21 protein-coding genes and 3 tRNA genes are annotated in these 18,439 nt (G+C 61.9%); 9 read left to right on the top strand and 15 right to left on the bottom strand.

The window, feature by feature from the left end:
- Nucleotides 1-8: 8 nt before the first annotated feature.
- Nucleotides 9-950 carry a choline sulfate utilization transcriptional regulator gene (locus AC0969_RS03840; protein ID WP_479622791.1) on the top strand — a complete coding sequence of 314 codons (942 nt, stop codon included), beginning with the start codon at nucleotides 9-11 and terminating at the stop codon, nucleotides 948-950.
- A 42-nt stretch (nucleotides 951-992) separates the two neighbouring features.
- On the opposite strand, the gene AC0969_RS03845 is transcribed toward AC0969_RS03840, so the two are convergent.
- A complete protein-coding gene (locus AC0969_RS03845) occupies nucleotides 993-1,400 on the bottom strand; it encodes a GlcG/HbpS family heme-binding protein (protein ID WP_479622792.1) in 408 nt (135 codons plus the stop codon).
- Nucleotides 1,401-1,610: 210 nt separating this feature from the next.
- Here AC0969_RS03845 and AC0969_RS03850 point away from each other — a divergent pair, with 210 nt between their 5' ends.
- Together AC0969_RS03850 and AC0969_RS03855 are read left to right on the top strand one after the other, a co-directional pair.
- Nucleotides 1,611-2,318: a Bax inhibitor-1/YccA family protein gene (locus AC0969_RS03850; protein ID WP_479622793.1), complete on the top strand. Its 708-nt coding sequence runs from the start codon at nucleotides 1,611-1,613 to the stop codon at nucleotides 2,316-2,318.
- A 122-nt stretch (nucleotides 2,319-2,440) separates the two neighbouring features.
- On the top strand, nucleotides 2,441-2,815 hold the full coding sequence (locus AC0969_RS03855) for a hypothetical protein (protein WP_479622794.1): 375 nt from the start codon (nucleotides 2,441-2,443) through the stop codon (nucleotides 2,813-2,815).
- Here AC0969_RS03855 and rlmD read toward each other — a convergent pair.
- The 9 genes from rlmD to folC form a co-directional block, all read right to left on the bottom strand.
- Entirely contained in the window at nucleotides 2,812-4,236 is a 1,425-nt protein-coding gene (rlmD, locus tag AC0969_RS03860) for a 23S rRNA (uracil(1939)-C(5))-methyltransferase RlmD (protein WP_479622795.1), read from the bottom strand. The genes AC0969_RS03855 and rlmD overlap by 4 nt on opposite strands.
- Nucleotides 4,237-4,319: 83 nt before the next feature.
- Nucleotides 4,320-4,396 (bottom strand) — tRNA-Asp (locus tag AC0969_RS03865).
- Between the two features lie 57 nt (nucleotides 4,397-4,453).
- Nucleotides 4,454-4,529, bottom strand: a tRNA-Glu gene (locus AC0969_RS03870).
- 30 nt (nucleotides 4,530-4,559) lie between these two features.
- Nucleotides 4,560-4,635 (bottom strand) — tRNA-Ala (locus tag AC0969_RS03875).
- Nucleotides 4,636-4,724: 89 nt separating this feature from the next.
- On the bottom strand, nucleotides 4,725-6,107 hold the full coding sequence (gene gltX / locus AC0969_RS03880; RefSeq protein ID WP_479622796.1) for a glutamate--tRNA ligase: 1,383 nt from the start codon (nucleotides 6,105-6,107) through the stop codon (nucleotides 4,725-4,727).
- Nucleotides 6,108-6,121: 14 nt separating this feature from the next.
- Nucleotides 6,122-7,648: an amidophosphoribosyltransferase gene (gene purF, locus AC0969_RS03885; RefSeq protein WP_479622797.1), complete on the bottom strand. Its 1,527-nt coding sequence runs from the start codon at nucleotides 7,646-7,648 to the stop codon at nucleotides 6,122-6,124.
- Between the two features lie 27 nt (nucleotides 7,649-7,675).
- Nucleotides 7,676-8,161, bottom strand: coding sequence for a CvpA family protein (locus tag AC0969_RS03890; protein WP_479622836.1), 486 nt, complete (start codon nucleotides 8,159-8,161; stop codon nucleotides 7,676-7,678).
- A 12-nt stretch (nucleotides 8,162-8,173) separates the two neighbouring features.
- Nucleotides 8,174-8,890, bottom strand: coding sequence for an SPOR domain-containing protein (locus tag AC0969_RS03895; protein WP_479622798.1), 717 nt, complete (start codon nucleotides 8,888-8,890; stop codon nucleotides 8,174-8,176).
- Nucleotides 8,891-8,898: 8 nt separating this feature from the next.
- Complete coding sequence (gene folC / locus AC0969_RS03900) at nucleotides 8,899-10,188, bottom strand: bifunctional tetrahydrofolate synthase/dihydrofolate synthase (RefSeq protein WP_479622799.1); 1,290 nt, start codon at nucleotides 10,186-10,188, stop codon at nucleotides 8,899-8,901.
- Nucleotides 10,189-10,219: 31 nt separating this feature from the next.
- Between folC and AC0969_RS03905 the strand changes: the two genes are divergently transcribed.
- Together AC0969_RS03905 and ppnP are read left to right on the top strand one after the other, a co-directional pair.
- The gene (locus AC0969_RS03905; protein WP_479622800.1) at nucleotides 10,220-10,570 is read left to right on the top strand and encodes a Spx/MgsR family RNA polymerase-binding regulatory protein; all 351 of its coding nucleotides are present in this window, start codon (nucleotides 10,220-10,222) and stop codon (nucleotides 10,568-10,570) included.
- Nucleotides 10,571-10,676: 106 nt separating this feature from the next.
- Nucleotides 10,677-10,994: a pyrimidine/purine nucleoside phosphorylase gene (gene ppnP, locus AC0969_RS03910; RefSeq protein ID WP_479622801.1), complete on the top strand. Its 318-nt coding sequence runs from the start codon at nucleotides 10,677-10,679 to the stop codon at nucleotides 10,992-10,994.
- A 120-nt stretch (nucleotides 10,995-11,114) separates the two neighbouring features.
- Here ppnP and AC0969_RS03915 read toward each other — a convergent pair whose 3' ends face one another.
- Nucleotides 11,115-11,534, bottom strand: a complete 420-nt coding sequence (locus AC0969_RS03915; RefSeq protein ID WP_479622802.1) for a 5-carboxymethyl-2-hydroxymuconate isomerase — start codon at nucleotides 11,532-11,534, stop codon at nucleotides 11,115-11,117.
- 15 nt (nucleotides 11,535-11,549) lie between these two features.
- Nucleotides 11,550-12,590 carry a UDP-N-acetylmuramate dehydrogenase gene (gene murB / locus AC0969_RS03920; RefSeq protein ID WP_479622803.1) on the bottom strand — a complete coding sequence of 347 codons (1,041 nt, stop codon included), beginning with the start codon at nucleotides 12,588-12,590 and terminating at the stop codon, nucleotides 11,550-11,552.
- A 74-nt stretch (nucleotides 12,591-12,664) separates the two neighbouring features.
- Between murB and AC0969_RS03925 the strand changes: the two genes are divergently transcribed.
- The 3 genes from AC0969_RS03925 to AC0969_RS03935 all read left to right on the top strand — a co-directional run bounded on the left by AC0969_RS03925 (nucleotide 12,665) and on the right by AC0969_RS03935 (nucleotide 14,936).
- On the top strand, nucleotides 12,665-13,150 hold the full coding sequence (locus AC0969_RS03925; RefSeq protein WP_479622804.1) for a YajQ family cyclic di-GMP-binding protein: 486 nt from the start codon (nucleotides 12,665-12,667) through the stop codon (nucleotides 13,148-13,150).
- Nucleotides 13,151-13,311: 161 nt separating this feature from the next.
- Nucleotides 13,312-13,914 carry a retropepsin-like aspartic protease family protein gene (locus AC0969_RS03930; RefSeq protein WP_479622805.1) on the top strand — a complete coding sequence of 201 codons (603 nt, stop codon included), beginning with the start codon at nucleotides 13,312-13,314 and terminating at the stop codon, nucleotides 13,912-13,914.
- A gap of 50 nt (nucleotides 13,915-13,964) precedes the next feature.
- The gene (locus AC0969_RS03935; protein ID WP_479622806.1) at nucleotides 13,965-14,936 is read left to right on the top strand and encodes an HD-GYP domain-containing protein; all 972 of its coding nucleotides are present in this window, start codon (nucleotides 13,965-13,967) and stop codon (nucleotides 14,934-14,936) included.
- A gap of 1 nt (nucleotide 14,937) precedes the next feature.
- On the opposite strand, the gene plsY is transcribed toward AC0969_RS03935, so the two are convergent.
- The 3 genes from plsY to AC0969_RS03950 all read right to left on the bottom strand — a co-directional run bounded on the left by plsY (nucleotide 14,938) and on the right by AC0969_RS03950 (nucleotide 17,254).
- On the bottom strand, nucleotides 14,938-15,567 hold the full coding sequence (gene plsY, locus AC0969_RS03940; protein ID WP_479622807.1) for a glycerol-3-phosphate 1-O-acyltransferase PlsY: 630 nt from the start codon (nucleotides 15,565-15,567) through the stop codon (nucleotides 14,938-14,940).
- Between the two features lie 55 nt (nucleotides 15,568-15,622).
- Nucleotides 15,623-16,114: an aminoacyl-tRNA deacylase gene (locus AC0969_RS03945; RefSeq protein WP_479622808.1), complete on the bottom strand. Its 492-nt coding sequence runs from the start codon at nucleotides 16,112-16,114 to the stop codon at nucleotides 15,623-15,625.
- Nucleotides 16,115-16,192: 78 nt separating this feature from the next.
- Nucleotides 16,193-17,254 carry an aldo/keto reductase gene (locus tag AC0969_RS03950; protein WP_479622809.1) on the bottom strand — a complete coding sequence of 354 codons (1,062 nt, stop codon included), beginning with the start codon at nucleotides 17,252-17,254 and terminating at the stop codon, nucleotides 16,193-16,195.
- A gap of 125 nt (nucleotides 17,255-17,379) precedes the next feature.
- Between AC0969_RS03950 and AC0969_RS03955 the strand changes: the two genes are divergently transcribed.
- Entirely contained in the window at nucleotides 17,380-18,306 is a 927-nt protein-coding gene (locus tag AC0969_RS03955; RefSeq protein WP_479622810.1) for an alpha/beta fold hydrolase, read from the top strand.
- Nucleotides 18,307-18,439: the final 133 nt, after the last annotated feature.

Genomic DNA, 18,439 nt, shown 5'->3' on the forward strand with positions numbered 1-18,439 from the left:
CATTAGTTATGGCAACACCGCGCCGACTTCCGCCCCTGCAAAGCCTGGTCTTTTTTGAGGCCGCCGTGCGCCACCTGAGCTTTACCGCCGCTGCGCTGGAGCTAGGCACCAGCCAGCCCGCCGTGAGCCAACGCATTGGTCTACTGGAAGAAGATTTGGGCACACCGCTGTTCAAACGCGAGCACCGGGGCGTATCGCTCACCGCAGACGGCGTGCAGCTCTTCAGCGCCGTGCGCGAAAGCCTGGGTGGCATCGGCGAAGCGGCTGCAAAAATCCGCGCGCGCCGGACCCGCCAAGTGCTCACCGTGGCCACCGACTTCGGCTTTGCCGCATACTGGCTAATGCCCCGGCTGGCCGCGCTGCGGGCGCTGGTGCCGAATCTGGACGTGCGCATCGTCACCACGCAAGAGGCGTTCGACATACGCGGCGAACCGGTAGACATCGCGATTGCCTTTGGCGCAGGCCAGTGGCCGGGCTGCACCGCGCTGCCCTTGTTCCCGGAGATCGTGGTGCCGGTGTGCAGCCCCCGGTTTTTAGCCCAGCACGGCTTGACCGGGCAGGCGACCGAGCTGGCCAAGCTGCCTTTGCTGCATCTGGAAAGCACCGAGCCCCTGCGCTGGCTGGGCTGGGAGAACTGGTTTGCGCTGCAAGGCGTGGCCACCACCGGCGAGAGCCACGACCTGACGCTGAACAACTACCCGCTGGTGATCCAGGCTGCCATCGCCGGGCAAGGCGTGGCACTGGGCTGGACCCCGCTGGTGGACGACCTGGTACGCAACGGCCAACTCGCCGCCGTTGCCCCGCCCACCCGCACCGCCCACGGCTACTTTCTGGTGGAACCCAACGCCCACCGCACCCAAGAACCCGTGCAGCGCTTCAGGCAATGGATCGTGGGCGAATGCGCGCAGGCTTTGGCACACAACCCGTTTTTAACCAAAAACGGCCTATAGCGCATATAGAACCTGCGCTAGCAGCTATAAAAAACAGAGCAATTACAAGCCGATGGCGGCAATACCCGCCTTGGCAATTTGCGCGTCTTCGGGCGACTTCACACCACTGACACCCACCGCGCCGATGCACTGGCCGTCTTTCATGATCGGCACGCCACCTTCGAGCATGCCTTCGATGCAAGGCGCGGTCAGGAACGCGGTGCGGCCGCCGTTGATGATGTCCTCGTAGACCTTGGTCTCTTTGCGGGCCAGTGCGGCGGTGTGGGCCTTGGCGGGCGCCATGTGCGCGGTGAGCGCGGCGGCTCCGTCCAGGCGCTGCAACCACAGCAGATGGCCGCCGTCGTCCACGATGGCAATAGTCACCGCCCACTGGTTCTTCAGCGCTTCGGCAATGGCTGCATCGGCAATGGTTTTGACGTCGGCGGATTCGAGTACGGATTTGATTTTCAAGGCAGCTTCCTGGTGGGTAAATGAAAGCCGGAAGCATAACGGCAGCGTCCATTTTTTGCCGCACGGCACGCTGAAAATCAAGCATTACCAGCCTGTTTTGTCCAGTAACCCCAGAGAAAATAGGTCGCCCCAACGGCCTTATTTCTGCTTTGCCCTTGAATCCACCTAGAATTTCCGCATCTGCATTGCAGTGCTAGAAGGAAACCCGTTATGAACAACCGTTACACCAACGTCGGCTTAGGCCAAGCCACCGACATCCACGTCGGCGCATCCCAAGAACAGCGCCAGCGCGTCATGCGCAATACCTACTGGCTACTGGCCCTGAGCCTGCTGCCCACCGTCTTGGGCGCGTGGCTGGGCGTGGCCACCGGCATCACCCAAAGCCTTAGCGGCGGAATCGGCCTGATCGTCTTCTTGGGCGGCGCGTTCGGCTTCATTTACGCCATCGAGAAAACCAAAAACTCAGCCGCTGGCGTGCCGGTGCTGCTGGGCTTCACCTTCTTCATGGGCCTGATGCTCTCGCGCATGATTGCTATGGTGCTGGGCTTCAAGAACGGCCCCGATCTGGTGATGACCGCATTTGCCGGCACGGCGGGTGTGTTTTTGGTGATGGCCAGCGTGGCCAGCGTCATCAAGCGCGACATCTCCGGCATGGGCAAATGGCTGTTCGTCGGCGTTTTGGTGCTGATGGTGGGCAGTATCGTCAACATTTTTGTCGGCTCCACCGCCGGCATGATGGCCATCTCGGTGGCCGCCATTGGCATTTTCAGCGCCTACCTGCTGTATGACCTGAAACAAATCATCGACGGCGGCGAAACCAACTACATCAGCGCCACCCTGGCCCTGTACCTGGATTTGTTCAACATCTTCCAAAGCCTGCTGTCCCTGCTGGGCATCATGGGCGGCGAACGCGACTGATCCCTGCCATCGGCTCCTTAAAGAAGGCCCTTCGGGGCCTTTTTCTTTGCACCCGCGTAACTAAGCCTCAATGCCGGGACGCGCAGGCCGATAATCAAACTACTGTTTCCACCACATTGCCCATGTCCACCCGCCACCTCCTCGTCTCTTGTGCCGTCCTGCTGCTGGCAGGCTGCGAGATCCCGGGTGTCTACCCCGACCCCAAGATGCTGGCGCGCGAAGCCGATGCCAAAGCCACCGGCGGTGCCTGCCGCCACGCCCTGCGCGGCATCGAAGACTGCTACACCCTGAACCCCAAGGCCACCCGCTCAGCGGTATTTGACGGCTGGAAGGAAATGGACACGTACATGCGCGAGAACAAAATCGAAGGCGTGGCCTCGGTCGTCAAAATCCCGTCCGCCACGCCGCCCGCCGACGAAGAAGCTGTCACCGCTAGCAAAGAAGAAGCCGCCCCCAAGGCCAAAGAGGCCCGCAGCGGCAAGGCCAAAGCGTCTTAAGCTTCCAATTCAAACACCGCCATGCTCTCGACGTGGGCGGTGTGCGGAAACATATTCACCATCCCCGCCGATACGCAGCGGTAACCCGCTTGGTGCACCAGCACATCGGCATCGCGGGCCAGCGTGGCGGGGTTGCAGCTGACGTAGACGATGCGGGTGGGCGGTGTCCAGCCCTGTCCTACCTGGCGCAAAGCAGGGTCCAGATGCAAGGCCGCCAAAGCCTGCACCAGCGCAAAAGCACCTTCCCGGGGCGGGTCGATCAGCCATTTATCGGCACTGCCGTCGGTCATCAGCAGCTCGGGGGTCATTTCAAACAAGTTACGCGCTACAAATTTTGTAGCTGCCAGTGCATATGAATCCTGCGCTAGAACCTGATTTAGCTTGTAATTTTCACGCGAACGGGCCACCAGAGCCTCGCTGCCCTCAATGCCCAGCACCTCGCCCGCCTGGGTGGCCAGCGGCAGGGTGAAGTTGCCCAGGCCGCAAAACCAGTCAATCACACGTTCGGTCTTTTGCACGTCCAGCAGCCGCAGCGCCCGCACCACCAGCACACGGTTAATCTGCGGATTCACCTGGGTGAAATCGGTGGGTTTGAACGGCATGGTGATGCCAAATTCCGGCAGCGCATACGACAACTGCGCCCCGCCCTCTTCCAGCAAATGGATGGTGTCTGGCCCCTTGGGCTGCAACCACCACTGCACGCCGTGCAAGCTGCCAAACGCCCGCAATTGCGCCAGATCGCCCGCGCTCAGGGCTTCCATATGGCGCAAAACCATTGCCGTGACGTCATCGCCACAGGCTAGCTCGATCTGCGGCAGGGTTTCGCGCGCGTCCATGCCGCCAATCAAGGCCCGCAATGGCAGCAGCAAAGCACTCACGTGCGGCGGCAGCACCGGGCAGACCTTCATATCGGCCACATAACCGCTCTTGCGCTCATGAAAACCCACCAGCACCTCGCCTTTTTTGCGCACAAACCGCACCGACAAGCGTGCGCGGTAGCGGTAGGCCCAGGCCGGGCCTTCGATGGGACGCAAAATATTGTCGGCCTTGAGCTTGCCCAGGTGCTGGAGGTTGTCTTCCAGCACCCGCTGTTTGATGGCCACCTGCGCGCCCACATGCAAATGCTGCATCTTGCAGCCACCGCACGCGCCTTCGTGCAAACCAAAATGCGGGCAACCGGGCCGCACCCGCTGGGACGACTCGCGGTGGATAGCACCCACCGTGGCCTGCTCAAAGCTGGCTTTTTTACGGTTGATGTTGGCCGTGACGATTTCAAAAGGCAATGCACCTTTGATAAATACCACTTTGCCGTCCGGCTTGTGGGCTACGCCCTGGGCTTCAATGTCGAGCGACTCGACCAACAAGCTATCGGCGGGGTAATTCGGTATATCGAGAAGCGTGGATTCCGTGGTGTCTGTCATGCGCATGTCCCTGGGGATCTAAAAATAATTTCACCAAGCAAAAAGCCTTCTGGTTCTTACGAACTAGAAGGCTTTTTCCATTTTGGCGGAGCGGACGGGACTCGAACCCGCGACCCCCGGCGTGACAGGCCGGTATTCTAACCAACTGAACTACCACTCCTGGTAGATAGCTTTCGGTAATCTACTCTTTCGAGCAAGCTACCCAAGCGCTACAACTTGGCGACCCTACGGGGATTCGAACCCCGGTACCTACCGTGAAAGGGTAGTGTCCTAGGCCTCTAGACGATAGGGTCAAAACCTTGGAACAACATCAACAAAAAACTTGGTGGAGATAAGCAGGATCGAACTGCTGACCTCTTGCATGCCATGCAAGCGCTCTCCCAGCTGAGCTATACCCCCGTAACCATACAGAGTGTTTGCAGTTTTGTTTAGCTTTGTGAGCCTTACTTTGCTGCTAACCTTCCAAGCCTCAAATTATAGCGTGCAATTTAGCTTTTGCGCAAGCGTTGCAAAACTTTTTCGCGATTACTTAAAAAAAGCACTGCGTCCAGCGATGGGGTCTGGGCAGTTCCCATCACCAAAACCCGCACAGGCATGGCCAATTGGGGCATCTTCATGCCCTGCGCTGCCAATACTTCCTTGATAGCTGCCGCTATAGATGGCTTGTCCCAGGCGCAGTTGGCCAGCTTCTCACTCAGCTGTGCCAGCGCAGGCTGGATTGCCGGGGTGACGTGCTGGGCCAGCTCTTCGGCTTTGGGCGTGACATCGGCGTAGAAGGTAGCGGCCCAGTCGGCCAGCACCACGGTGGTATCGCAACGGTCTTTAAATAAGCCGCAGATCGCTGGCAGGCGGTCGTCGGCCTGGATATCGTTGGCTTGCAGGTGCACGGTGACCAGCGCGGCCAGTGCATCGTCGGCCATAGCCTTCAAATGCTGGGCATTAACCCATCGCAGCTTGGCTTCGTCGAACTGCGCGGCGCTCTTGCCCAGGTGGTCCAGGTTGAACCATTGCAGGAACTGTTCACGGCTGAAGATTTCGTCGTCGCCGTGGCTCCAGCCCAGACGGGCCAGGTAATTGACCATGGCATCGGGCAAGTAGCCTTCTACAGCGTACTGCGTCACGGGCTTGGCGCCGTTGCGCTTGCTCATCTTCTCGCCCAGCTCGTTCAATACGGTGGGCAGGTGGGCATACACCGGCGGCTCTTTGCCCAAAGCGCGGAAGATATTGATCTGGCGCGGCGTGTTGTTGACGTGGTCGTCACCCCGGATGACGTGGGTGATGTCCATGTCCAGGTCGTCCACCACCACGCAGAAGTTATAAGTGGGCGTGCCGTCGGGGCGGGCAATCACCAGATCGTCCAGCTCGTTGTTGCTGATCTCGATGCGGCCCTTGACCTTGTCTTCCCACACCACCGACCCGCCCTGCGGATTCTTGAAACGCAGCACGGGCTGCACGCCTGCGGGAATGGACGGCAGCGTCTTGCCGTCTGCGGGCCGCCAAGTGCCGTCATAGCGGGGCTTTTCCTTGGCTTCCATCTGCGCATCACGCAGGGTATCGAGCTCGGCAACCGACATGTAGCAGGGGTACACGTGTCCAGCCGCCACCAAGTCGGCCAGCACAGCTTTGTAACGTTCCATGCGCTGCATCTGAAAAAACGGGCCTTCGTCGTAGTCCAGACCCAGCCAGCGCATGCCTTCGATGATCACGTCCACGGCGGCCTGGGTGGAACGCTCCACGTCCGTGTCTTCGATGCGCAAAATGAAATCGCCGCCAGTGGCGCGGGCAAAGGCCCAGGGGTACAGGGCGGAGCGGATGTTGCCCAGGTGGATAAATCCGGTGGGCGACGGGGCGAAACGGGTACGGGTCTTCATAACACTCTCAAAAATTAGGCGGGTTCGGCATTCGGCAGGGCCAGACGGGAGTTGTCGCCACCCGACTCTTGCTCCACCGGGCGGTTGTCGCGCATGCGCTGAATGTCGTCAATGGTGATGTCACCGGTCACGTACACGCCATCAAAGCAGGAGGCATCGAAGCCGCTGATAGGCATATTGGGCGAGTCGGGTGAGGTGTCAGCCGCCGCCCAGATGGCGCGCTTCATGCCATCGACGTCCTGGTAAATCAGGGCGTCGCAGCCAATCAACTCGCGGATCTGATCCACCGTCCGGCCATGCGCGACCAGTTCATCCTTGGTAGGCATGTCGATGCCATAGACGTTGGGGAAGCGCACGGGCGGTGCGGCGCTGGCCATATAGACCTTGCGGGCACCGGCATCGCGGGCCATTTGCACGATCTCTTTGGAGGTGGTGCCACGGACGATGGAGTCGTCCACCAGCAATACATTGCGGCCCTTGAATTCGCTGGCGATGGCATTGAGCTTTTGGCGCACCGACTTTTTACGGACCTCGTGGCCGGGCATGATAAAGGTGCGGCCCACATAGCGGTTTTTCACAAAACCTTCGCGGTACGGCAGACCCAACAGTTGCGCCAACTGCATGGCGCTAGGGCGGCTGGATTCGGGGATGGGAATCACCACGTCAATGTCTTGCGGTGGCACGGTGGAAATCACCCGCTTGGCAAGCGTTTCGCCCAGGTTCAGACGCGCCTGGTAGACCGAGATGCCGTCCATCACCGAATCCGGTCGGGCCAAGTAGACGTATTCAAAGATGCAGGGGTTCAGCGTGGGCGCGTCGGCGCACTGCTGGGCGTGCACATTGCCTTCCAGGTCGATGAACACGGCTTCACCGGGGGCCAGATTGCGCTCCAGGGTGTGCATAGTGCCTTCCAAGGCGACGGATTCACTGGCCAGCATCACCGAGCCAGGGCCACGGCCAATGCACATGGGGCGGATACCGAACGGGTCGCGGAACGCCAGCAGGCCGTGGCCGGCAATCGAGGCAATCACGGCGTACGACCCCTTGATCCGGCGGTGCACATTGCGCACGGCGGCAAACACATCCATCGGCGACAGCGGCAGGCCCCGGGTAGATTTTTCGATCTCGTGCGCCAGCACGTTGAGCAACACTTCGGAGTCGCTCTCGGTGTTGATGTGGCGGTGGTCGGTGTTGAACAGCTCGGCCTTCAGCGCATGGGCGTTGGTCAGGTTGCCGTTATGCACCAGCACGATGCCAAAGGGTGCATTGACGTAGAAGGGCTGGGCCTCTTCTTCGCTATAGGCATTGCCCGCCGTGGGGTAGCGCACCTGGCCCAGGCCGCAATTGCCCGGCAGGCCGCGCATGTCGCGGGTACGGAACGCATCGCGCACCATGCCCTTGGCCTTGTGCATGAAGAACTTGCGGTCCAACTGGGTGGCGATGCCAGCTGCATCCTGGCCCCGGTGTTGCAGCAGCAACAGGGCGTCATAGATCAACTGGTTGACTGGGGCGTTGCTGACAACTCCAACGATTCCACACATGGTTTATTCCCTAGCGAGTGACTTGCGTCATGGTAAAAATTGAGAAAAAGCCTCCGGCAACAACGGCCGGGCGGTGTGCAGCACATCGGTGATGACACCGGCACTGCGAGATTCTTGCCACCATGCACCCTGGTACATGCCGGTCAGGTGGATGACAACTCCGCCGATCAACACCAAAATTGCGCCGCGCAGCAGGCCAAACACTGCCCCCAGCACGCGGTCCACAGGTCGCAGGCCCACTGCCTGCACCAGCGTTTTGACCAAGCGGGCGACCAGCCCGGCGGCAAACGCAGCCGCCACAAACACCACAACAAACCCGGCCGCAAACCGCAGCGTGCCAGAGGCCGCGCCCATCGGCAGCTTGGCGGCCACGTCGGCCGCGAACCACTGGGCAGCCACAAAGGCGGCGATCCAGCCCAGCACCGACAGCACCTCGAAGACCAGGCCACGGAACCCGCCCAGCACCAGGGACATGAACAAAATGGCCAGCACCGCCCAGTCCAGCAGCGCCACGGAAGCCAGCACCTACAAGGACAAGATCGAGGCGGACAAAGCCAGGCCCTTGATCTTGCTGGCGGCTTTTTCGGCCTCGGCCTTACCGACAAAGGGACCGACCCGCACCCGGGTACGCGGGCCGTCCTTGGTATCTACGACCTGGGTGTAGGTTTTCAAGCCCGCCCGCTCCAGCTTGGAACGGGCTTCGCGGGCTTTATCAGCATCGGCAAACGCACCCACCTGCACGATGAAGCGGCCATCGCTTGCATCGGCAACGGTTTTGCCGTCTAGCAAGGCGCGGGCTTTGGCGGCATCGTCATCCGGCTTGTGGACGGGTTTGGGCTCCGGTTTTGGCTCGGGCTTGGCAGGCTTTTCCACCTTGGCCACGGGCCGGGGGGGCACCACCTCTTCCTGCGGATTGAGGCTGGATTCGGCCGTGATCTTGGGTTCTTTGGCGACCGGTGCCACAACGGCGGCAGGCTCTTCGGTCTCAATCGCTTTTTCGATCTTCACTGTGCCCACGCTCAGCGGCTTGGCCTTGGCTTTGTCGGGGATGTCGATCGGGATGTCCACCGCTACGGGGCGCGGCTGGGTGTCGAACAACAGCGGGAAGCCCACCACGCCCACCAGCACCAACAGCGCCGCGCCAATCAGGCGGTGCCGGGCGCGACGGCGCATGCCGTCTATGGTTTCAGCGGGGCCTGCCGACGGTTCATCGCCTTGGGTACGAAACTTGAAAAAAGCCATGCGGAGTGTCAGGAGCCGAGGTGTTTGGCGGTCAGCCGGGGAATGCCACCCTCCAGCACGCCGCCAACGGTATAAAACGAGCCAAAGACCACGATTCTATCAGCGGGGTCTGCGGCGGCAATGGCTGCACGCAAGGCTTGCATGGGGTCGGAATGCACCGTGCTGGCCGCATCTTTGCGGGTATTTTGGGCTTGCCATTGGCTTTGCAAGTGCACTGCCGAGGCCGCGCGGGGGGTGGGCATGTCGGTGAAATACCAGCGGTCGATCAGCGGGGCTATGCGCGCCAGCATGGGCAGCAAGTCTTTGTCGGCCATCGCGCCGAACACCGCATGGGTGGTGGGATAAAAGCCCATTGCGTCCAGATTTGCCGCCAGCGCCGCCACCGCGTGCGGGTTGTGTGCCACGTCCAGCACCAGGGTGGGCTGGCCGGGAACGACCTGGAAGCGACCGGGCAATTCGACCATCGACAAGCCGACGCGCACGGCCTGCGCGGTGATGGGCAGCACGTCGCGTAGCGCGGTCAGCGCGGCCAGCACACCAGACGCATTCACCAACTGGTTGGCACCCCGCAAACCGGGGTAGCCCAGACCGGCATAACGCCGCCCGCGCCCGGCCCAGCCCCACTGCTGCTTGTCGCCGGAGAAGTTGAAGTCTTCGCCAAAGCGCCACAGGTCGGCACCGATGGCTTGGGCGTGGTCCAGCACACTTTGCGGCGGCACCGGGTCGCTGACCACCACCGGCTTGCCCGCGCGCATGATGCCGGCCTTCTCGAAGCCGATGGCTTCACGGGTGGTACCCAGAAACTCCATGTGGTCCAGGTCGATGCTGGTGAGGATGGCGCAGTCGGTGTCGATGGCGTTGACGGCATCCAGCCGCCCGCCCAAACCTACTTCCAGAATCGCCACGTCCAGCCCGGCCTGGGCCATCAAACGCAGGATCGCCAGCGTGGTGAACTCAAAATAAGTGAGGGAAATATCGCCCCTTGCGCTCTCCACAGCTGCGAAGTGCGCTACAAAATCCGCAGCGACCGCAATCTCGCCACCGATCCGGCAGCGCTCTTCAAAATGCACCAGATGTGGCGAGGTGTAAACCCCCGTGCGGTAGCCCGATTGCAGCAGGATGGCCTCCAGCATGGCGCAGGTCGAGCCCTTGCCGTTGGTACCCGCCACGGTGATCACCGGACAATCAAAGCGCAGGCCCATGCGCTGGGCCACGGCCTGCACCCGGTCCAGGCCGAGGTCGATGTTTTTGGGGTGCAGCTGTTCGCAGTGCGCCAGCCAGTCGTTAAGGGTTTGCATAGCCCCTATTGTCGCAAACGATAATTCTTCCATGATTACCCTCTACGGCATCCCCAATTGCGACACGGTCAAAAAGGCCCGCGTATGGCTCGACACCCACACCCTGCCCTACACCTTCTACGACTTCAAAAAAGCCGGTGTGCCCGCCGACCGGCTGGCCGCCTGGACCGCCACACTGGGCTGGGAGAAAGTGCTGAACCGCCAGGGCACAACCTGGCGCAAGCTGGATGCCGCCACCCAGGCCAGCGTGGTGGATGCGGCCAGCGCCCAAGCGGTGATGGCGGCGCACGCCAGCACCATCAAACGCCCGGTGGTGGAATGGGGCGATGCCACCACGGTGGGCTTCAGCGCAGACACATGGGCTGCCAAAATCCGCCAGTAAGCCGCCTTTAAAATAGGATGGCGCGTATTTTTTAGATAAAAAGTGCCTCTAGCGCATATACGACCTGCGTAAGCAGCTACATAACCTATAGCGAATCGCCTTATCCATGACCACCACCCATATCCCCAGCGTCACCGTTACCACCCAAGCCAGCGTTTACTTCGACGGCAAGTGCATCAGCCACGGCGTGACCTTTGCCGACGGCAGCAAGAAAAGTGTGGGCGTGATCCTGCCCGCCACGCTGACCTTCAACACCGGTGCGCCAGAGATCATGGAGGGCGTGGGCGGTAGCTGCGAGTACATGCTGGCGGGCACGGATGTGTGGGTGAAGTCCGGCGAAGGCGAAACATTCAATGTGGCGGGCAACACGTCATTCCAAATCCGTGTGACAGCCCCGTACCACTACATCTGCCATTTTGGTTGAACACCCCCAGGCTGCAGTGCTTCGCATCTTTCGCCAACCCCCTTGTAGGGGGCAACACCAGCAGCCGGGCATTGCCAGTTCTGCGGTGTTTCTGGAAGGTGCGCGTTCTGCCTGTATCCGCTAGTTCTTCTGGAACAGCGGGTGCAGGTTGTTGTGCTTGCCGTCAAACACCTCGGGGCCCACGTCGATCTGTAGGGTGATGCCGATGGGGCGCTGGTCAAAAATCGGCGCGAAATGCGCCCGGGTACAGGCCAGTAGGGCTTCGCCCGCGCGCTGCTGGGTGGCCTCGCTGCGGCCCTTGCCCATGCGCAGGTTTAGGTACACAAACGCGTAATCCCCCGTGCCGTCGGCCACGGCGTAGTGCGCAGCCGGGTAGGCCAACACCCGCGTGCCACCGGTGGGGAAGAGCTGCTTGCCCGCATCGTCTTGCACCCCCAGCATGGTGTCGGCCAGGCTGCGGCAGAGTTGGCCGATGTCGCTGCCGCCTTGGGCGGCGGGTTTGTCGAGCTGGCCGGTATAAAGAATTACAAGATGCGGCATGGTGGCTTTTAAGAGTTAAACAACAACCGGCTCGGGCTCTAAACGGATGCCGAAGCGCTCATACACACTGGTCTGGATAGCTTTGGCCAGAGTCATCACTTCGCCGCCAGTGGCCGGATGCTCAGGCCCACCCCGGTTCACCAGCACCAGCGCCTGTTTGTCGTACACGGCGGCGTTGCCTACCGACTTGCCCTTCCAGCCACAGGCGTCGATCAGCCAGCCTGCGGCCAACTTCACCGTGCCGTTGTCCAGCTGGTAATAGACCACGCGGGGCTCGCGGGCGATGATGTCGGCGCACTGCTCGGCACTGACGGTGGGGTTCTTGAAGAAGCTGCCCGCATTGCCCAGCACCTGCGGGTCGGGCAGCTTGGTGCGGCGGATCTCGCAGATCCAGTCGAAGATCTGGCCTGCGCTGGGTGCATACACCCCGGTGGTGGCCATCTTCTTTTCCAGATCCAGGTAGCCCAGCACGGGTTTCCAGGCCTTGGCCAGATGGAAGCGCACGCGGGTGATTAACGCACGCCCTTTCAGGCCCATGCCACCCTGGTGTTTGAAGACGGAATCACGGTAGCCAAAGGCGCACTGGGCGGCGTTCAGGCTGAAGCTGTTGCCGGTGTGCAAATCCACAGCGTCTAGCGCATCAAAGCGGTCTTGCAGCTCCACGCCGTAGGCCCCGATGTTCTGTACCGGCGTGGCTCCCACGGTGCCAGGGATGAGCGCCAGGTTCTCCAGCCCCCAGTAGCCCTGGTCTATGGTCCAAGCCACGAAGTCGTGCCAGTTTTCACCGGCTCCGGCTTCCACGGTCCAGGCTTTGTCGGTCTCTTGCACCAGCCGCTTGCCCATCACTTCGACTTTAAGCACCACGGGCTTCACGTCGCCGGTGATGACGATGTTGCTGCCGCCGCCGAGCACGAACTTGGGCTGGTCGGCCAGCACGGGGTCGCCACGCAGCGCCAGCAGATCGGCCTCGCTGTGGATGCGCACCAGGGTATGGGCGCGGGCGTGGATGCCAAAGCTATTGAGGCCGCGCAGGGGAACATTTTTCTCGATTAACATGGCCAGATTGTCCCACCGGGCGGCGGGCCATCTGCCAATACAGCCCGCGCCCACACCACATTTTTGAGAAAACCATGCCTTCATTCGATACCGTTTGCGAACCCGACATGCCCGAAGTGCGCAATGCCGTGGACAACACCACCAAAGAAATCACCACCCGCTTCGACTTCAAGGGCACCTCGGCCAGCATCGCGCTAAAGGACAAAGAAATTACCCTGATCGGCGATGCCGAGTTCCAGCTCGACCAGATCATGGACGTGCTGACCAACAAGCTCACCAAGCGCAATGTGGACGTGAAGTTTCTGGACAAGGGCGACGTGCAGAAGATGGGCGGCGACAAGGTCAAGGTAGTCATCACGGTGCGCAGCGGCATCGAGACCGAAGTGTCCAAAAAGATCACCCGCGCCATCAAAGACAGCAAGCTCAAGGTCACCGCCGCCATCCAGGGCGATGCGGTGCGCATCACCGGTGCCAAGCGCGACGATCTGCAATCGGCCATGGCGCTGATCCGCAAAGAGATCACCGACCTGCCCCTGAGCTTCAACAACCAAAGGGATTGATGGAACACCCCCAGGCTTGCCCACTGCGTGTGGCCGCCAACCCCCTTGCAGGGGGCAATACCAGCAGCCCGGCAAAGCCGGTTCTGCGGTATTCGCGAAGGGGCGCTGCTTCGCGCGCCGGGGGTGTGATCAAAGCCAGATTTGTCATTGTCTCTATAGCGTTGCTGATAGGTACGAACGCGGCGGCCCAAACCGTGGCCCTCAGCGGCATGATGGGCGGCAAGGCCCTGCTGCTGGTCGATGGCCGCGCGCCCAAAAGCGTGGCCCCGGGCGAAACCTATTTGGGGGTGAAGCTGGTATCGGCCGCCAACGACGAGGCGGTGGTCGAGATTGCGGGCAAACGCACCACGCTCCACGTGGGCGAGTCGCCGGTCAGCGTGAAGGGCAAAGGGGCGGGCAACAAGATCATGCTCACGGCCGACAGCCAGGGCCACTTCATAGGAGCCGGCAAGATCAACGGCCAAGCCATGCAGTTTGTGGTGGACACGGGCGCTACGGCCGTCAGCCTGGGGGTGAACGATGCCGAGCGCATGGGCATCCCGTACAAGAATGGCGAACAGGTGCGCATGGGCACGGCCAACGGCAATGCCGTCGGCTGGCGGGTGCGGCTGAACTCTGTGCGCATTGGCGATGTGGAGTTGCCGGGGGTAGAGGCCGTGATTACGCCCGCCTCCATGCCCTACGTGCTGCTGGGCAATAGCTTTTTAAACCAGTTCCAGATGACCCGCATCAACGACCAAATGGTGCTGGAGCGGCGCTACTAACGCCCCGTCTCTGATAAATTCAGCCAGCCCCCATAGACCGCCCACGAGCAATGCCCACCACCCAAGTGCCCCACCCGCAGGATGCCGACTACGAAGACCTGCTCAGCCTGTGGGCCGACCTGGAGTCGGGCCTGGCGATGGTGCTGGCCAATCCGCACAACATCCCCGACTTTGAATCCAAGATCCGGCAGTACGACCGCTGGATGCAAGACCTTCTGCACCAAGACACCGATACCGCCCTGTATTTACTGTTCCAGCTCGCTACCAATGCATCGGTAGGCTACAGCGCCCTGCACGCCCTGGTGTGCGCCGTGCTGTGCCACATCACCGCACAGGAGCTGCGGCTGGTGGACAGCGAACGCGACAGCCTGGTGTTTGCCGCCATGACCATGAACATCGGCATGACCCAGCTGCAAGACAGCCTGGCCGTACAAGCCAGCCAACCCACCGAAGCCCAGCAGGCGCTGATCAATACCCACGCCGCCGCCAGCCGCCAGGTGCTGGCCGACGTGGGCATTACCGATGCCGACTGGCTGGAGGTGGTGGCCGGCCACCATGACATACACGACCCACGCTGCGACATCCAGACCCTAGGCCTGGTGCCCCGGTTGGCCCACAGCCTGCGCGTGGTGGACCGCTATGCCGCTATGGTCAGCCCGCGCAAATCACGCAGCGGGCGCAGCGTAACGGACTCGGTGCGCAGCATCATGGGCACGCACGACCCAGTGGGTTTTGCCCTGGTGCGCGCCATCGGCCTGTGCCCGCCCGGCACCTATGTACGCATGGACAACGGCGAAACAGCGGTGGTATTGCGCCGCAGCGCCAAAGCCAACCAACCACTGATCGCCGCGCTCTTGAACCGCAAGGGCGAGGCCTATCTGCCGCCGCGCCTGCACCGCACCGCCACCAGCAGCCCGTTGATCCAGTCCGCGCTGACGCAGGACGCGGTGAAGATCCGCGTCAACCACCAAAGCCTGCTGCGCCAGGGCATTTACGCCGACAAAGCTGCCGCAAACCGATAGATCAAGCTGGCTTCTTGCCTTTACCGAGGCGCGATTCCTTGCCATTGAGCAAGCGCACGATGTTTTCGCGGTGGCGGTAAAACAGCAGTGCGCCCATCACACAGATCGACACCAGCACTGGGGTTTCGCTGTACCAGGCACCACCGCTGCCCAACACGTAGACCACCGGGGCCAAGCCCGCCGCCGCCAGCGAGGCCAGCGACGAAAACCGGAACACAAAGGCCACCAGCAGCCAGGTCAGCATGGCCACCAAACCCAGCAGCGGGTGGATGCCTAGCAACACGCCCAGCGCGGTGGCCACGCCCTTGCCGCCCACAAATTTGAAGAACACCGGGTACAGATGGCCCAGAAACGCGGCTAGCCCCACCAGCGCGATAGTGCCGTCTTCCATGCCGTAGGGCGCGCCATACCAGCCCACCAGCGCCACCGGCAGCCAGCCCTTCACGCCGTCCAGCAGCAGGGTGGCGATGGCGGCGGGCTTGCTGCCCGAGCGCAGCACGTTGGTGGCCCCGGGATTTTTGCTGCCAAAGGTGCGCGGATCGTTCAGGCCCATCACCCGACTGACGATGACGGCAAACGACAAAGAGCCCAGCAGATAGGCGGCCAGGGTGGCCAAAACGGGGTAAAGCATCGGGTAAATCGTGGTCAAAATGGGTCTCCAAACTGGAGCGCATTTTGCCTGTTCGTCAGAGCGGAATTGCGCAGTCCACCGGCTTTGCGTTCAATAACTGCACACACACCTGCGGGGCCAGCCCCACCAAGTAGCCGCGCCGCCCGCCGTTGATGGCGATGCGTGGCAATTCCAGAATCGCGGCTTCGATGTACACCGGCATGGTTTTGCGGGTGGCAAACGGCGAGGTGCCACCCACCAGGTAGCCGCTGTGCCGATTGGCCACCTCAGGTCTACAAGGCACGACGGATTTGCAGCCAATCTGCCGGGCCAGGTTCTTCAGCGACACCGCACGGTTGCCGTGCATCAGCACGATCAGCGGCTTGGCGTGCTCGTCTTCCATCACCAGGGTTTTGACGACCGTGAACGGGTCCAGCCCCAGCACCTCGGCGCTGTGCTGGGCGCCGCCGTGCTCCAGATAGGCGTAAGGATGCTCGGTAAAGGCTACCCCCTGGGCCTTGAGGAACTGGGTTGCGGGGGTTGCGGTAACGTGCGCAGCTTTGGCCATCGTTCAATATTTATATAAAAAGTGCCTCTAGCGCATATATTGCCTGCGCTGACAGCTATCTAAATAATAGCAATCCAATCACTGCGCGGGATCGCGCAGTTCCCAGCGGATTTTGTCAATCGCAGCCAGCAACTCGGCAGACAAAGTCTTACCCCAGCCGTCCAGGCATTCGTCCAGCTGCGCCACCGAGGTGACCCCGATGATGGTGCTGGCGACCTGCCATTTGGAGTTGCAAAACGCCAGCGCCATCTGCGTGGGGGTCATGCCGTTGGCGCGGGCCAGGGCGTTGTAGCGGCGTGCGGCCTCCAGCGCCTCGGGGCGGCCCCAGCGCTGCTTGCGCATCGACTCGAACTGGGACATGCGACCCTGAGGAGCGTCCGGCCCGGTGGTGCCCGAGGTGTCGTATTTGCCCGTCAGCAGGCCAAAGCCCAGCGGCGAATAGGCCAGCAGCGACACGCCCAGGCGGTGCATGGTTTCGTCCAGGCCGTTTTCCAGCGTACGGTTGATCAGGCAGTAAGGGTTTTGCACGGTGGCCACGCGCGGCAGGCCGTGCTGCTCGGCCAGGCGCACAAATTCGTGTACGCCATACGGGGTTTCGTTGGACAGGCCAATCGCCCGCACCTTGCCCTGCTGGACCAGGGTGGCCAGCGCCTCCAGTTGCTCGTGGATAGAGGACACGGGCAGGTCTTTGTCGGGGTCGAAATACACGCCGCCAAACGCTGGCACGTGGCGCACCGGCCAGTGGATCTGGTACAGATCGATCACGTCGGTATGCAGGCGGTGCAGGCTGCCGTGGCAGGCCTCGATGATCTCGGCGCGGGTCAGGTCGGGGCTGCCATTGCGGATCCAGCCCATGCCGCGTGCCGGGCCCGCCACCTTGGTAGCCAGCACGATTTTTTGCCGCACACCGGGGTTTTTTGTGAACCACTGGCCCAGGATGCTCTCGGTGGCGCCGTAGGTCTCGGCGCGGGCGGGTACGGAATACATCTCCGCCGTGTCCACAAAGTTCACGCCGCGCTCCAAAGAGCGGTCCAGGATGGCGTGGGCTTGGGCGGCATCCACCTGCTCGCCGAAGGTCATGGTGCCCAGGCAAACTTCGGTGACTTGCAGGTCGCTTTGACCAAGTTGGATTTTTTTCATAGGGGGAGGCAGGATAGTCAGAAAGGGAATTTTTCCATCCTACAACAGCGAGAGGGCTGGCCGTAGCGCCCTTCCAGTCGTGCAACGGACAGGCAAATCCACCCGGCACTGGCTAACATCGCAGCATGTATGCCATCCATCGCCCCTCGCGCAGCGAATCCACCACGCTGCGCACCATCCCGTACCACCTGCGCCAATGGGGCCAGCCTCAGCCCGGCCAGCCGCCGCTGGTGCTGCTGCACGGCTGGATGGACGTGGCGGCCAGCTACCAGTTCATGGTGGATGCCTTGGTGCAGGACCGCCACATCGTAGCCCCCGACTGGCGCGGCTTTGGCCTGACCGGCAACGGCGGCGCCGACACGTTCTGGTTCCCCGACTACCTAGCCGACCTGGACTTTTTGCTCGACCACGTGCTGCGCGCTTACGCCCCCGACCAGACGGTCGATCTGGTCGGCCACAGCATGGGCGGCCACGTGGCCATGCTGTACGCGGGTATCCGCCCCGAACGCGTACGCCGCCTGGTGAACCTGGAGGGCTTTGGTATGCCCGCCACCCGGCCCGCGCAAGCCCCCACCCGCTATGCCCAGTGGATGGACGATCTGCACAGCCTGCACCAGGGCGAGACCGTGCTGAAAACCTACCCCGACCTGCGCGGCGTGGCCCAGCGCCTGATGAAAACCAACCCCCGCCTGCCCGAAGACAAGGCCCTGTGGCTGGCCCAGCATTGGTCCAAACCCACAGTGCAAGACGACGGCACCCGCCCCTGGCAAATCCTGGGCCACGCGGCCCACAAACTGCGCGGAGCCCAGCTGTACCGCGTCGATGAAGTGCTGGCCGTGTACCAGCGCATCACCGCGCCCACCCTGGCCGTAGAGGCCGCAGACGACAGCCTGGCCACCCTCTGGCAAGGCCGTTATTCCCTGGCCGAATACCACGAGCGCCTGCAATCCGTCCCCCAGGCGCAAGTCGCCGTCATCCAGGATGCCGGCCACATGCTGCACCACGACCAGCCAGAAGCCTTGGCGCGGCTGGTGGAGGAATTTTTGGCGTAAAAATATGAGGCTTTTAGGCTCTCTTCCGTTTCGGGTGGCGCACCACGGGCTAGAAAATTGTGTTGACATCCAATCCCAAAGGAGAAACACAAATGCAAGAAGCGTTATTTTGCCAAGCACTGGGACTGTCAGC

Source organism: Rhodoferax sp. LB1P47 (assembly GCF_056521445.1).

Coding starts and splice junctions, on each gene's coding strand:
- AC0969_RS03840 (WP_479622791.1), top strand. CDS start 9: ATGGCAACACCGCGCCGACTTCCGCCCCTGCAAAGCCTGGTCTTTTTT.
- AC0969_RS03850 (WP_479622793.1), top strand. CDS start 1,611: ATGAACAACCGTTACACCAACGTCGGCTTAGGCCAAGCCACCGACATC.
- AC0969_RS03855 (WP_479622794.1), top strand. CDS start 2,441: ATGTCCACCCGCCACCTCCTCGTCTCTTGTGCCGTCCTGCTGCTGGCA.
- rlmD (WP_479622795.1), bottom strand. CDS start 4,236: ATGACAGACACCACGGAATCCACGCTTCTCGATATACCGAATTACCCC.
- gltX (WP_479622796.1), bottom strand. CDS start 6,107: ATGAAGACCCGTACCCGTTTCGCCCCGTCGCCCACCGGATTTATCCAC.
- purF (WP_479622797.1), bottom strand. CDS start 7,648: ATGTGTGGAATCGTTGGAGTTGTCAGCAACGCCCCAGTCAACCAGTTG.
- AC0969_RS03895 (WP_479622798.1), bottom strand. CDS start 8,890: ATGGCTTTTTTCAAGTTTCGTACCCAAGGCGATGAACCGTCGGCAGGC.
- folC (WP_479622799.1), bottom strand. CDS start 10,188: ATGCAAACCCTTAACGACTGGCTGGCGCACTGCGAACAGCTGCACCCC.
- AC0969_RS03905 (WP_479622800.1), top strand. CDS start 10,220: ATGATTACCCTCTACGGCATCCCCAATTGCGACACGGTCAAAAAGGCC.
- ppnP (WP_479622801.1), top strand. CDS start 10,677: ATGACCACCACCCATATCCCCAGCGTCACCGTTACCACCCAAGCCAGC.
- AC0969_RS03915 (WP_479622802.1), bottom strand. CDS start 11,534: ATGCCGCATCTTGTAATTCTTTATACCGGCCAGCTCGACAAACCCGCC.
- murB (WP_479622803.1), bottom strand. CDS start 12,590: ATGTTAATCGAGAAAAATGTTCCCCTGCGCGGCCTCAATAGCTTTGGC.
- AC0969_RS03925 (WP_479622804.1), top strand. CDS start 12,665: ATGCCTTCATTCGATACCGTTTGCGAACCCGACATGCCCGAAGTGCGC.
- AC0969_RS03935 (WP_479622806.1), top strand. CDS start 13,965: ATGCCCACCACCCAAGTGCCCCACCCGCAGGATGCCGACTACGAAGAC.
- plsY (WP_479622807.1), bottom strand. CDS start 15,567: ATGCTTTACCCCGTTTTGGCCACCCTGGCCGCCTATCTGCTGGGCTCT.
- AC0969_RS03945 (WP_479622808.1), bottom strand. CDS start 16,114: ATGGCCAAAGCTGCGCACGTTACCGCAACCCCCGCAACCCAGTTCCTC.
- AC0969_RS03950 (WP_479622809.1), bottom strand. CDS start 17,254: ATGAAAAAAATCCAACTTGGTCAAAGCGACCTGCAAGTCACCGAAGTT.
- AC0969_RS03955 (WP_479622810.1), top strand. CDS start 17,380: ATGTATGCCATCCATCGCCCCTCGCGCAGCGAATCCACCACGCTGCGC.